The following is a 12,896-nucleotide window of genomic DNA, read 5'->3' as shown; positions in this document are numbered from 1 at the left end:
GGCCCGAGCGTGCCTGCCCGGCTTCGGTGCCAGCCTGCGCGGCTTGGGCGCGAGCCGCTCGGCGTCGGCTGACGCGCTCGCGGCGCTGACATTTCCATCGTCATCGTCATCGTCAGCGGATGATCCATGAAACAGCACGTCTCTCCCTTCCAGCTCTTCGTGCTGGCGATGTCGTTCTACGTGCTCGCGGCACTGTTCGCGAGCGCCTTCCTGACCCTGCCACCGGAGATCGAGCGGCTGATTGGCTACCTCGACTATGTCGTCTGCGCCGTCTTCTTCATCGATTTCTGTCTGCGCTTCCACCGTGCACCGAACAAGTGGCGCTATATGCGCTGGGGCTGGCTCGATCTGCTTTCATGCATCCCGGCCGGTTGGTTCCAGGCCGCGCGCCTGGCGCGGGTCGTACAGGTGTTGCGCATTCTGCGCGCGCTGCGTTCGATGGAGCTGATCTGGCAACTGCTGTTTCGCAACCGCGCCGAAGGGGTGCTCGCCTCCGTCGCCACCGCGACCGTCCTGCTGGTGGTGGTGAGTGCGGTGACCGTACTGCTGGTCGAGGCCCCCGATCCGCACAGCCCGATCAACACCGCCGAGGATGCGCTGTGGTGGGCGATCGTCACGGTGACCACCGTCGGCTATGGCGACTACTATCCGGTGACCACCCTGGGGCGTGTCGTTGCGGTGCTGCTGATGGTCTGTGGGGTAGGGCTGTTCGGTAGCTTCGCGGCCTATGTCAGCTCGCTGTTCGTCGAGGATCAGGGCGAATCGGAGTCGCGCCAGCACAAGGCCAACCGGCGCATGATGCGTCACATGATCGAACAGGTCAGTGAGCTACAGGCCGAGATCGAGGCGCTGCGCGGCGAGCTGCGCACGCATCGCCAGGAGCTGGAGGCCAGGCATGTGCCTTCCGAGACGCCTGCTGGATCTTCGCATGACGCTCGGCCAGCGGACGACTCGCCTTCAGAGGAGGACCCGGCCCAAGGGCCTCAGCAGCGATGACCGCGATATGCGGGTGTTGTATTGCGCGTGAAATATAAGGGTGCTAATCTATTCCTCGTTGAATAGAGCATCGATTGCGAATTACTCGGTAATCGTCGTCCTATTAGCAGTCGTTCGAGTCGCGTCTGAGACGCATCTCCTAGGTAACACCCCGCCTCGCCCGCGCATCCCCCCTCTTGCGCGGGTTTTTTTTATGCCTGAAAGTTTTATGCCTGAAAGGGGGGCCATCAGCCTTGAATGGGGCACCTCAGGACGACGTATCAGCCAGCGTCGAAGCCGCTGAGCACATTGACCACGTTGACCCCGATCTCTTCCACCGCGTAGCCACCTTCGAGCAGGAATACCGTGGGCAGGCCGGCGCGCTTGAGCAGGCCGCCGTAGTCGCTGAAGTCCTCGCTTGCGAGGGTGAACGAACTGATCGGGTCCTGGGCGAAGGTATCGACCCCCAGGGAGACGATCAGCAGCTCGGCGCCGAACGCCTGAATGCGCGCCAGGGCGTCTTCCAGCGCCTGGCGCCAGCGCGGGTAGTCGGTGCCCGGCGCCAGCGGGTAGTTGAGAGTGAAGCCCTCGCCGCGGCCGCTGCCGGTCTCGTCGGCATAGCCCAGGTAGTAGGGGAACTCCAGCGCCGGGTCGCCGTGGATCGAGGCGAACAGCACGTCGTCCCGGTCGTAGAAGATCTCCTGAGTGCCGTTGCCGTGATGGAAGTCGACATCGAGAATGGCGACCCGCGCGACACCTTGGTCACGGGCGTGCTGAGCGGCGATCGCGGCATTGTTGAAGAAGCAGTAGCCGCCGAACTGATCGCGGGCGGCGTGGTGGCCGGGTGGGCGGCACAGCCCGAAGGCGCCACCGCCGTGGGCCAGCACCTGGTCGGTGGCGGCCAGCGCGATGTCCTTGCTCGCCAGCGCGGCGCGGAAGGTACCGGCGCAGACCGAAGTTTCCGCCGCCAGCGCGTAGTAGCCGAGACGGCCTTCGAGATTCTCGGGAATACGGTCGCCGCGCAGCGTGCGCGCCGGCCAGATACTGGGGATCGGCTCGCCGCCGTGGCCTTCGGCCTGCCAGTTCTCCCAGAGGGTTTCCAGGAACTCGACATAAGCGCTGTCATGGATCTCGAGCACGCCGTCGAGCCCGCGGCGCTCGGGCTCACGTACCTCACCCAGGGCCGCCGCATGAATCCGCGCGAGAATGATCTCCACCCGTTCGGGACACTCGAAGGGCGTCACCAGCTGGCCGCCGTGCAGTTCGCTGCGGGGATGGCGGAGCTGGGTATCGGCGGTATGGAAGGTCAGCATAGGGACTCCTGTGGGCGGGTGAAGACACGGCAGACGCCGAAAAAGGGATACCGGTCGCGCGCGACCGGTGCGCCCAGCATAACCCGGGCAGGCCTCGCCGTGCGGCTCGCTGACACCGATCCGGGCGCGCGACAAAGCGTCGCTGCCGGCCTGCGGCGCTGGGCAGGGGCATGAGCGGGGATTACAATCGCGCCTCCAACAGCAAGACCGCCCCTGCGCACGCCTACCTCGATGTCCTCTACCTGGATGTCATGAGGGCGTCGCCATCGCCATGGATCTCGATATGAGTCAGTTGCCCCCCTGCCCGCAGTGCGCCTCGATCTATACCTACGCCGACATGCGCCTCTACGTCTGCCCCGAGTGCGGTCACGAATGGTCCGGTGAGGCCGAAGAGGAGAGCACCAGCGACACGCCCGCGATCGTGGATGCCAACGGCACGCCGCTGGCCGACGGCGACAGCGTCACCGTGATCAAGGATCTCAAGGTCAAGGGCTCCTCGCTGGTGGTGAAAGTGGGCACCAAGGTCAAGAGCATCCGCCTGGTCGACGGCGACCACGATATCGACTGCAAGATCGAGGGTATCGGCGCCATGAAGCTCAAGTCGGAATTCGTCAAAAAGGCATGAGCCGAGGCCAGCCGCCGGAGCTGGCCGTGCTAAGGTCGGACATCCCACGCCACCAGGAGTCGAGGATGTCTCAGCCACTGCCCGAACTGCGGCGCCTACGCCCGGATTCTCCCCATCTCGATACGCTGGCGCGCTGGACCTACGCCGCCTGGGGCGCGCTCTATCCCGAAGAGAGCTGGCCGCAGTGGCGTGATCACCTGCGCCGGCAGTGCGGTGAGCAGGGCGTGCCCTCGGTGTTCGTCGCCATCGCCGAGGAGGCGGGACGTGAGATTCCGGTGGGTACGGCCAGTCTCACCGAGAGCGATCTGGACTCGCGTCCCGAGCTGACACCGTGGCTGGCCTCGGTGTTCGTGCCGCCGGCGTGGCGCGGGCGGGGAATCGCCTCGGCGCTGGTCGAGCGCGTGGCCGAAGAGGCGCGCGTGGGCGGCTGCCCCGGCTGCTATCTGTATACGCCCGACCAGCAGGCGCTCTATGCCCGCCTGGGCTGGCAGACGCAGGAAGAACTCGACTACCGCGGCGAGCGGGTCACCCTGATGTGGCGTGATTGTGGGGCATGAACGCCGCGCATGACCCTCATGCGTGGCTGTCGCGCGTGGACGTGGAGCGTGTACGTGAAGCGTGGACGAGTCGCGTGACGGCCGGCTCGATTTGCCGCCGCCATCGCGCCGCCCGATCTGACCGATACCCTCTCAGGCCGCCAGCCCCGCCTCCGGCGGTGCCTTGGCGCCGGTCATGATGGCCACGGCGTCCGAGGGCGAGATCGCCTTGGGGTCGACCACCGCGATACGCCGGCCGAGCCGGTGGATATGGATCCGGTCGGCCACCTCGAAGACATGCGGCATGTTGTGGGAGATCAGGACGATCGGTAGACCGCGCGCTTTGACCTCGCGGATCAGATCCAGCACGCGGTTCGACTCCTTGACGCCCAGCGCGGCGGTGGGCTCGTCCATGATGATCACCTTGGCCGCGAACGCCGCGGCGCGCGCGACCGCCACGCCCTGACGCTGCCCACCGGATAGCGTCTCCACCGCCTGGCCGATGTTCTGAATGGTCAGCAGACCCAGCTCCGCGAGCTTGTCGCGGGCGAATGTTTCCATCGCCTGGCGATCGAGCATGCGCAATACCTTGCCGAGCACGCCCTTGCGGCGAATTTCTCGACCCAGAAACAGGTTGTCGGCGATCGACAGTGCCGGTGACAGCGCCAGCGTCTGGTAGACGGTCTCGATACCGGCGTCGCGAGCTTGTATCGGCGTGGCGAACTGCACCGGCTGGCCGTCGAGCCGAATGTCGCCCGAATCGGGGATGACCGCGCCGGAGAGCGCCTTGATCAGCGTCGATTTGCCGGCGCCGTTATCGCCGATGACGGCGAGGACTTCGCCGGGATAGAGATCGAAATCGCTGTGGTCAAGCGCGGTGACCGGGCCGTAGCGCTTGGTCAGACCGCGGGCTGAGAGGATGGGTTGGGTTGTCGTCGTCATGCTGAAGCCTTCCGAATCCATTGGTCGGTTGCGACCGCGATGATGATGAGCGCCCCGACGGTGAGCTGTGTCCACTGCGGGTCGGTGCCGAGCAGCCGCAGCCCGAGGGAAAACACGCCGACGATCAGCGCGCCGAACAGGGTGCCCAGAATCGACCCACGCCCGCCGAACAGCGAAGTACCGCCGATCACCACGGCGGTGATGGCATTGATGTTCTCCAGTTGGCCCGCCTGCGGCGATACCGAGCCGATACGCCCGATCAGGGCCCAGCCGGCCAGGGCGCAGATCAGCCCGGTGACCACATATACCGACACCAGCACCCGCCCGGTACGAATGCCCGCCAGCATGGCTGCGTGCTTGTCGTCGCCGACGGCGTAGACATGCCGCCCCCAGGCGGTCTTGTTGAGCGCGTACCACAGCAGGGCGGAGATCACGAGCATGAGAATCACGCCGTAGGTGAAGACGGCATGACCGATATGGAAGGTGTTACCGAAGAGATGCAGGATGGGCGCGGTCTGGTCGATGTCCTGGCTGCGCACCGTCTCGTTGCCTGAATAGATGAAGGTGATCGCGCCGAAGATCGACCAGGTCCCCAGCGTGACGATAAAGGGGGGCAGCTTCACCCGGGCGACCAGTAGCCCATTGACCAAACCGCAGAGCCCGCCGGTCGCCAGCCCGGCGAGCACCGCGACGAACCCCGGTACGCCGTAGTGCATGGCGAACTGGCCCATGACCACCGAGCTCAGCACCATGATCGCCCCCACCGACAGATCGATGCCGGCGGTGAGGATGATCAGCGTCTGGCCGGCGCTGACGATGCCGGTGATGGCCACCTGCTGGAGGATCAGGGTCAGGGTGAATGCCGAGTAGAACTTCGGGCCGAGGAGCGCGGCGAACACCACGGCCGAGACGGCCACCACGATCATCGGTACGGCCGCCGGGTTGGCGTGCAGGAAGTGCTGAAGACGCTGGGCGGGCGTGTGCCGATGCGTATCGGACGGCTGTACCGCGCCGTCGGATGGCGCCGCCCGCGCCGAGCCGGATGCATTACTCATATAGCTGCTCCTTGCGACTGGGCGCGGATTCGCGCGCATCTCCACTGGAATCGATGCGTAGCGTGTCGAAATTTGATGGAACCGGTTGTCATCACGGTCAACCGCTTACCCGTTGGGCGCATGGGAGTTCTGATCGATGGCTATCCATCAGATGGCAATCCCTGACGCGCCGGCATGGTGCTCGTCACTGCCGGCGCATGGCCATGAAAAGCCGTCGCTCTTGGCGTGGCGCTAGCCCCAGCAGCGCTTCAGGCCTTCCTCGGTACTGATCGAGTCGACGCCTTCGACCGGATGGTCGGTGACCAGATTGACCCCGGTGTTGATGAAGTCCAGCCCTGGGCTGTTCTGGGGTTTCTCGCCGGTGTCGACGTAGGTCTTGACCGCCTCGATGCCTTTCGCCGCCATCAATAGCGGGTACTGCTGTGACGTGGCGCCGATGATGCCTTCCTGGACGTTCTTCACCCCTGGGCAGCCGCCATCGATGGAGACGATAGTGGCCTGATCCTGCAGCCCCACCGCTTTGAGAGCCTGATAAGCGCCGGCCGCCGCAGGTTCGTTGATGGTGTAGACCAGGTTGGTGCTCGGGTCCTTCTGCAACAGGTTTTCCATCGCCGTGCGCCCACGATCTTCGGCCCCGTAGCTCAGGTCGTGGCCGACGATGCGCGGATCGTCTTCGTCACCCCAGCGGTTGGGGTCCTTGATATCGATGCCGAAGCCCTGCATGAAGCCCTGATCGCGCTGTACCCCCACCGAAGGCTGGCTGACCGCCAGATCCAGGAATGCGATATGAGCTTGCTTATCGCCCATGTGCTGCTTGGCCCACTCGCCGATCAGCTTGCCGGCTTCGACGTTGTCGGTGGCGAAGGTGGCATCGGCGGCGCTGGTCGGCTGCAGCTTGGTATCGAGGGCGACGATCATCAGGCCGGCCTGACGCGCCCTCTGGATCGCGGGAAGGATTGCCTTGGTATCGGAAGGGGTGATCAAGATGCCGTCGACGCCATCGGCGATGCAGGTCTCGATGGCCTCGACCTGGCCCTGATTGTCGCCATCGTACTTACCGGCGTAGGTCTTCAGCGTGACGCCCAGTTCGGCCGCCTTCTGTTCGGCGCCTTTCTTCATGGTCACGAAGTAGGGGTTGGTATCGGTCTTGGTGATCAGACAGGCGCTGACATCCTTGGCGAAAACGGGGGAGGCGAGTAGCGCGGCACTCATCGCGCTGCAGCACGCCAAAGAGTGGATCCAGACTTTTTTCATCGAAAACACCTGTGTCGCGATCGAGTGTGGTTACGTTGTCACGGTGACTCGGTCCGGCTCGCTGGGCGGCCAGATACCCGACGGCACAGGTTCGATTTGGCTTTTTGTGTGATTTTTTGTAAATAAGGCAAAGGTCTCGTAACAAATGGTATGAGAAATCTCCTACTAACCCCTCGTTGAAGAATTGTTGGGTGCCGGCCTCCCCGCCGGCATGCGCGTAGGCCGGCGGGCTTCGCCTCACCAGCTCTTATAGGGCAGGAACTTGCCGTTCAAGGTCACCACCACCCGATCTCCCTTGGGATTTTCCTCTCGCTCCACTGCCATCTCGAAGTCGATGGCGCTCATGATGCCGTCGCCGAACTTCTCCTGGATGACGTCCTTCAGCGTCGGTCCGTAGACGCCGACGATCTCGTAGAGCCGGTAGATCAGCGGGTCCTGGGGAACGGCCTGATCCCAGGTCTTGGTGGGGAAGGCTTCGAGTGCCGCCACCACCTCGTCAGCGAGTTCCTCTTTCAGGTCCAAGGCCTCGGCGATCCGGCGCGCGCTTTCCGCGGGGGCGCTGTTCATGCCGTAGCAGGCCGAGGCGACCCACACCGGCGAGTGGCCGCTGGCCGCGGCCAGGTCGTCCCAGCTCAGGCCCTGGCGCGCCTTGGCGGCCATCAGCGTGTGGTGCATTTCCAGCTTGTCCATGGGGTGTCTCCTGGGGTCGATACGTGTGCCGCCGTCGCCGGCGGCGGGTGGGTCAGATCAGGTCGCGCTTGGGGCCGGTACGCACATGGGTGGCGTAGAGGGTCAGACCGGTGAAGGCGATACCGCCGGCCAGATTGCCCAGCACCGTGGGGATCTCGTTCCAGATCATGTAGTCCATGACCGAGAAACCGCCGCCCATGATCATCGCCGAGGGGAACAGGAACATGTTGACGATGGAGTGCTCGAAGCCCATGTAGAAGAACAGCATGATCGGCATCCACATCGCGATCACCTTGCCGCTCACCGAGGTGGAGATCATCGCGCCGACCACGCCCATCGAGACCATCCAGTTGCACAGCATGCCGCGCACGAAAATGGTGAACCAGCCGGCCAGGCCGTACTGGGCGTAGCCCAGTGTGCGCGCTTCACCGATACCGGCGATCTTTTCGCCCACCGCGCCGGGGCCGATGGAGAAACCGTAGGTGAGGATGAAGGCCATCATCAGCGCCACCGTCAGCGCGCCGCCGAGATTGCCCAGAAAGACCCAGCCCCAGTTGCGCAGCACCCGCTCGACGGTGACGCCCTGGCGCCGGTCCAGCAGCGCCAGCGGGGTCAGCATGAACACCCCGGTGAGCAGATCGAAGCCCATGAGATAGAGCATCACGAACCCCACCGGAAACAGGATCGCGCCCACCAGCGGCTGGCCGGTCTGCACCGTGATGGTGATCGCGAAGGCCGCGGCCAGGGCCAGGATGGCACCGGCCATGTAGGCGCGGATCACCGTGTCGCGGGTCGACATGAAGATCTTGGATTCGCCGGTGTCGACCATCTTGGTGACGAACTCGGCGGGCGTGAGATAGGACATGGGGCTTTCCTCGCTTGTCGTGATTTGTCGTTGTTGTGAATCGTCGTTACAGGAAAAGCGTTTACTGCTGGGTCCAGCCAGTTGCACCGGGCGCGTGCGGCAGTCGGTCGTGACGACCGCGGCGCTCAGGATCGGGTATCCGCCTCGAGCAGCACGACGTCATCGCCACGCAGGGCGACGGGCCAGGTCTGCAGGCGCTGTTCGGGGTGCTCCAGACAGACCCCGTCACGCAGCCGGAAGTGCTGCTTGTAGAGCGGCGAAGCGACCACTCGCTCACCCTGGAGCTCGCCGATGATGCCGCGCCCGATCACATTGGCCCCCGAGAAGGGGTCGCGGTTGTCGACGGCGTAGAGGCGCTCGCCGGCAGCGTCCTCGGGCTGCCTGGAACGATCGTCGGCAGCGTCGGGCCGACTGGAAAGGCCGGCAGCGTCTTCGGGCTGCCTGGAACGACCGTCGGCAGCGTCGGGCCGACCCGGTAAATAGAAAATCGCGATCTGATGGCCCGCGTACCAGGCCACCACGCCCGAGTGCGCCACCAGATCGGCCCGCGTGCAGAGGCGCACGCAGTGTGGCAACGAGCGTTGCGCCGTGGGCGATGCCGCCAGGGTCGAGAGGCTCATGAGCTCACCTCCACCGCCAGCGAGGCGATCTCTTCGTCACGCGCCGGACGTGGCTGATCACGCTCCTCCACGCTGACGATATCGGGGTCGGGGCGTTGGTCGTTGACGAAGGTGCGGAAGCGCTTGAGCTTCTCCGGGTCCTTGAGCGCGCCGGCCCACTCGCACTCGTAGCGGTCGACCACCTGCTGCATCTGCGCCTCCAGCTCGGCGCCCAGGCCGAGGCTGTCTTCCAGGATGACCTGCTTGAGATAGTCGAGGCCGCCGTCGAGGTTCTCGCGCCACACCGAGGTGCGCTGCAGCTTGTCCGCGGTGCGGATGTAGAACATCAGGAAACGGTCGATGGTGCGCAGCAGCGTGGCATCGTCGAGATCGGTGGCGAACAGCTCGGCGTGGCGCGGGCGCATGCCGCCGTTGCCGCAGACGTAGAGGTTCCAGCCGTGCTCGGTGGCGATCACCCCGACATCCTTGCTCTGCGCCTCGGCACATTCGCGGGTGCAGCCGGAAACGGCGAACTTGAGCTTGTGCGGCGAACGCAGGCCCTTGTAGCGATTCTCGATGGTCAGCGCCATGGCGACACTGTCCTGCACGCCGTAGCGGCACCAGGTGCTGCCGACGCAGGATTTCACCGTGCGCGTCGACTTGCCGTAGGCGTGACCGGTCTCGAAGCCGGCCTCGATCAGCTCGCGCCAGATCTCGGGCAGTTCGTGGAGCTGGGCGCCGAACAGATCGATACGCTGGCCGCCGGTGATCTTGGTATAGAGCGCATACTTCTTGGCCACCGCGCCGATGGCGATCAGCTTGTCCGGGGTGATTTCGCCGCCGGGGATACGCGGCACCACCGAGTAGGTGCCGTTCTTCTGCATGTTGGCCATGAAGGTGTCATTGGTGTCCTGCAGCGGAATCAACGACGGCTCGGCGATCGGCGCGTTCCAGCACGAGGCCAGGATCGAGGCTACCGCCGGTTTGCAGATGTCGCACCCCAGATGCCCCTTGCCGTGGCGCGCGTGCAGTGCCTCGAAGCTCTCGATGCCCTCGACGCGCACCAGGTCGTAGAGCTCCTGACGGGTATGGGCGAAGTGTTCGCACAGGCTCTTGTCGACAGCGATGCCGCGGCTTTCGAGTTCATGGTCGAAGACCTGCTTGAGCAGCGCGGTGCAGCCGCCGCAGCCGGTGCTCGCCTGGGTCTCGGCCTTGAGCGACGCGAGATCGGTGCAGCCCTGGGCCACCGCCTGGCACACCGCGCCCTTGGTCACGTTGTGACAGGAGCAGATGGCGGCGCTCTCCGGCAGCGCATCGGCCCCCAGCAGCGGCGCGCCCTCGCCCTGGGGCAGGATCAGGCTGGCGGGGTCGGCGGGGAGGGGAATGGCATTCTGCACGTACTGCAGCAGGGTGTCGTAGTAGCCGTTGTCGCCCACCAGCACCGCGCCGAGGGCGCGCTTGCCGTCGGCGGAGACCACCAGGCGGCGGTAGCCGTGGCCTGCCTCGTCGATGAAGCGATAGCTCACCGCCCCCTCGGTGGTGGCGTGGGCGTCGCCGATCGAGCCGACGTCGACGCCGAGCAGCTTGAGCTTGGTCGACATGTCGGCGCCGCTGAAGGGTTCACAGACATCGTCCAGACAGCCGGCGACGGTGCGCGCCATGGTGTAGCCGGGGGCGACCAGGCCGAAGATCCGGCCGTTCCACAGCGCGCACTCGCCGATGGCGAAGATCGCCGGGTCGGAGGTGACGCAGGTGTCGTCGATGACGACCCCGCCGCGTTCGCCGACCGCCAGGCCGCACTCACGCGCCAGCCGGTCCTGCGGGCGGATACCGGCGGAGAACACGATCAGATCGGTCTCCAGCCAGGTGCCGTCGGTGAAGCTCATGCGATAGCGGTGATCCTCGCCGGCCACGATCTCGCGGGTGGCGCGATCCACGTGCACGCCGACGCCGAGCGCCTCGATTCGTGCCCGCAGCGCTTGGCCGCCCTCGGCATCGAGCTGCACCGGCATCAGGCGCGGCGCGAACTCGACCACATGAGCCTCCAGCCCCAGCGACTTGAGCGCGTTGGCCGCTTCCAGCCCCAGCAGGCCGCCGCCGACCACCACTCCGCGGGGGCCTCGCGCTGTGCCAGCGACGCCGCCGCGGCACGAATCTGGTCGAGGTCATCGAGGGTGCGATAGACCAGCCGGGCGTGGCCGCTGGCGTCCTCCGCCGGGGTCGGAATCGGCGGCACGAAGGGGTAGGAGCCGGTGGCCAGGATCAGGCGGTCGAAGGGGTAGCGGCCGACGACGCTGACCACCTCGCGCCTCTCGCGATCGATCGCGCTGATGCACTCGCCCAGGCGCAGCTCGATGCCGTGGCGGGCGCAGAAGTCGGCATCGCCGAGCGCCAGTGATTCGGCATCGCTGCCGCCGAAGTAGTCGGAGAGATGCACCCGATCGTAGGCGCGGTGGCGCTCCTCGCCGAACACGGTGATCGCATAGTGCTGGTGAAGGTCACGGGCGACCAGCTGCTCGAGGCAGTAGTGGCCGACCATGCCGTTGCCGATCACGATCAGGCGTGCCGGGGCATCGGCTGCCGGTGTGGTAGCGTCGCGTATCATGCCGCTTCCTCCTGGGTCGGTTGGGCCTCTGTGGCCAGGTGGCGTTCGATATCGCGCGGGCCGAACAGCAGTGCCTCGCGACAGAGAGACAAGGGCGTGCCCGCCTGGGCCAGGGCGAAGAGCGCCGGGCCGGCGGCGGTGTCGCCGTAGAGCAGGGCGCCGATCAGACGCGAGTCGCGCAGCAGCAGCCGGCGATAGTCGCCATGTTCGGCGTCGGCATAGGTGAGTACCTCGGTGGCGGCGTCCTCGGCTTCGGCCGGGCCGAAGGCGTAGAGCGAGACGCCGGCGACCTTGAGCCGGGTGGCGCAGTCGTGCCGCTCATAGCCGGGCGTGGTGGGCTGGCCCGGGGCGTCGGCGCACAGATGCGCGGCGAGCACCTCGACCTGCTGCCAGATGGGTTCCACCAGCCCCACGGTGGCGCCCTCGAATTCACAGCACTCCCCCAGCGCATGGATGCGGGGGTCGCTGGTGGTGAGGTGGGCATCGACGCGAATGCCGCGAGCGACGTCGAGCCCGGCGCATCTGCCCAGCTCGCTGTGGGCCTCGATGCCGGCGGCGATGACCACGCAGTCGGCGGCCAGCCGGCGGCCGTCGGCGAGGGTCACCGCGCAGACGTTACCCACGGCGTCGCCTTCACAGCGCGCCAGGGTGACGCCGGTCAAGAGCGTCAACCCGCGCTGGGCCAGGGCCTGCGCCAGCCAGTCCGCGGCGGTGCGGTCCAGCTGCCGGTTCATCAGCCGTTCGCTGCGCTGCAGCAGGGTCACCTCGAGGCCGCGCCGGCGCAGGCCCTCGGCGGCTTCCAGGCCGAGCAGGCCGCCGCCGACCACGATGGCTTTGCTTCCCGGGGGCTGGGCCGCGAGCCAGTCGGCGTCGTCGAGCGTGCGGAAGGCGCCGACGTTGCCCAGTTCGATGCCCGGAATCCGGGGCATCGCCGGGTGCGAGCCGGTGGCCAGAATCAGGCGGTCATAGGCAAGACGCTCGCCCGTTTCCAGCGTGACCTCGCGGGCGGCGCGGTCGATGGCCGTGACGCGCTGGCCCAGGCGCTCGCTGACGCTGACGTTGCCGCGCGTCTCGGCGATCTCCAGATCCAGCGCCGGCCGCGCGATCTCTCCGGCCAGCCAGGGCGACAGCAGCACCCGGTTGTAGGCGGCGGCACGCTCTTCACCGATCAGGGTGATCTGGACATCGAGGAGGCAGCGCGTGCGCAGCGTATTGAGCAGGCGATGTCCGGCCATGCCATTGCCGACGATGATCCAGCGCCGGGGGCCTGTGTTCAGGGGCTCGGCAGGCTGTGCGATCTCTCTCATCTCGTCCTCCCTTGGCGGCGGGTAAGCCCCATACAACGCAAAAAGGCGCCTGATGACGCGAAGGAGAAGCTCCGCGGCATCAGGCGCCTTTGCCTGAATCTGAATGGGCCTGAATCTGGATCGGTTAACA

11 protein-coding genes and 1 pseudogene are annotated in these 12,896 nt (G+C 66.2%); 3 read left to right on the top strand and 9 right to left on the bottom strand.

The genetic code is table 11. The annotated features are described in order from the left end of the window. The first annotated feature begins 126 nt into the window (after positions 1-126). Positions 127-996, top strand: a complete 870-nt coding sequence (locus tag QO259_RS13225) for an ion transporter (RefSeq protein WP_285950303.1) — start codon at positions 127-129, stop codon at positions 994-996. 260 nt (positions 997-1,256) lie between these two features. On the opposite strand, the gene QO259_RS13220 is transcribed toward QO259_RS13225, so the two are convergent. Beyond that, positions 1,257-2,288: a histone deacetylase family protein gene (locus tag QO259_RS13220; RefSeq protein WP_285950302.1), complete on the bottom strand. Its 1,032-nt coding sequence runs from the start codon at positions 2,286-2,288 to the stop codon at positions 1,257-1,259. Positions 2,289-2,571: 283 nt separating this feature from the next. On the opposite strand from QO259_RS13220, the gene QO259_RS13215 reads away from it, so the two are divergent. Together QO259_RS13215 and QO259_RS13210 are read left to right on the top strand one after the other, a co-directional pair. Then, positions 2,572-2,913, top strand: a complete 342-nt coding sequence (locus QO259_RS13215) for a zinc ribbon domain-containing protein YjdM (protein WP_035474136.1) — start codon at positions 2,572-2,574, stop codon at positions 2,911-2,913. Positions 2,914-2,978: 65 nt separating this feature from the next. Then, on the top strand, positions 2,979-3,470 hold the full coding sequence (locus QO259_RS13210; RefSeq protein ID WP_207032364.1) for a GNAT family N-acetyltransferase: 492 nt from the start codon (positions 2,979-2,981) through the stop codon (positions 3,468-3,470). A 132-nt stretch (positions 3,471-3,602) separates the two neighbouring features. On the opposite strand, the gene QO259_RS13205 is transcribed toward QO259_RS13210, so the two are convergent. The 8 genes and pseudogenes from QO259_RS13205 to QO259_RS13170 all read right to left on the bottom strand — a co-directional run bounded on the left by QO259_RS13205 (position 3,603) and on the right by QO259_RS13170 (position 12,766). Continuing rightward, a complete protein-coding gene (locus tag QO259_RS13205) occupies positions 3,603-4,391 on the bottom strand; it encodes an ATP-binding cassette domain-containing protein (RefSeq protein WP_207032363.1) in 789 nt (262 codons plus the stop codon). Continuing rightward, on the bottom strand, positions 4,388-5,446 hold the full coding sequence (locus tag QO259_RS13200; protein WP_285950301.1) for an ABC transporter permease: 1,059 nt from the start codon (positions 5,444-5,446) through the stop codon (positions 4,388-4,390). Before QO259_RS13200 ends, QO259_RS13205 begins: the two co-directional genes overlap by 4 nt. Before the next feature lie 231 nt (positions 5,447-5,677). Continuing rightward, positions 5,678-6,700, bottom strand: coding sequence for a sugar ABC transporter substrate-binding protein (locus tag QO259_RS13195; protein ID WP_285950300.1), 1,023 nt, complete (start codon positions 6,698-6,700; stop codon positions 5,678-5,680). A gap of 237 nt (positions 6,701-6,937) precedes the next feature. Beyond that, positions 6,938-7,390 (bottom strand): cyanase, encoded by a 453-nt coding sequence (cynS, locus tag QO259_RS13190; RefSeq protein WP_035474127.1) that lies wholly within the window; start codon positions 7,388-7,390, stop codon positions 6,938-6,940. 52 nt (positions 7,391-7,442) lie between these two features. Beyond that, positions 7,443-8,255, bottom strand: a complete 813-nt coding sequence (locus QO259_RS13185) for a formate/nitrite transporter family protein (protein WP_285950299.1) — start codon at positions 8,253-8,255, stop codon at positions 7,443-7,445. Positions 8,256-8,380: 125 nt separating this feature from the next. Further along, positions 8,381-8,875, bottom strand: a complete 495-nt coding sequence (locus QO259_RS13180) for a nitrite reductase small subunit NirD (protein ID WP_285950298.1) — start codon at positions 8,873-8,875, stop codon at positions 8,381-8,383. Further along, positions 8,872-11,459: pseudogene (nirB, locus tag QO259_RS13175) on the bottom strand (nitrite reductase large subunit NirB). Before nirB ends, QO259_RS13180 begins: the two are co-directional and overlap by 4 nt. Beyond that, a complete protein-coding gene (locus tag QO259_RS13170; RefSeq protein ID WP_285950297.1) occupies positions 11,456-12,766 on the bottom strand; it encodes an NAD(P)/FAD-dependent oxidoreductase in 1,311 nt (436 codons plus the stop codon). The pseudogene nirB and the gene QO259_RS13170 overlap by 4 nt, the downstream one beginning before the upstream one ends. Positions 12,767-12,896 lie beyond the last annotated feature (130 nt).

The sequence above is a fragment of the Salinicola sp. JS01 genome (assembly GCF_030284585.1).
Lineage (GTDB): Bacteria > Pseudomonadota > Gammaproteobacteria > Pseudomonadales > Halomonadaceae > Salinicola.
Note: the sequence above shows the minus strand (reverse complement) of the source record. Positions and strands in the feature narration are given on the sequence as shown.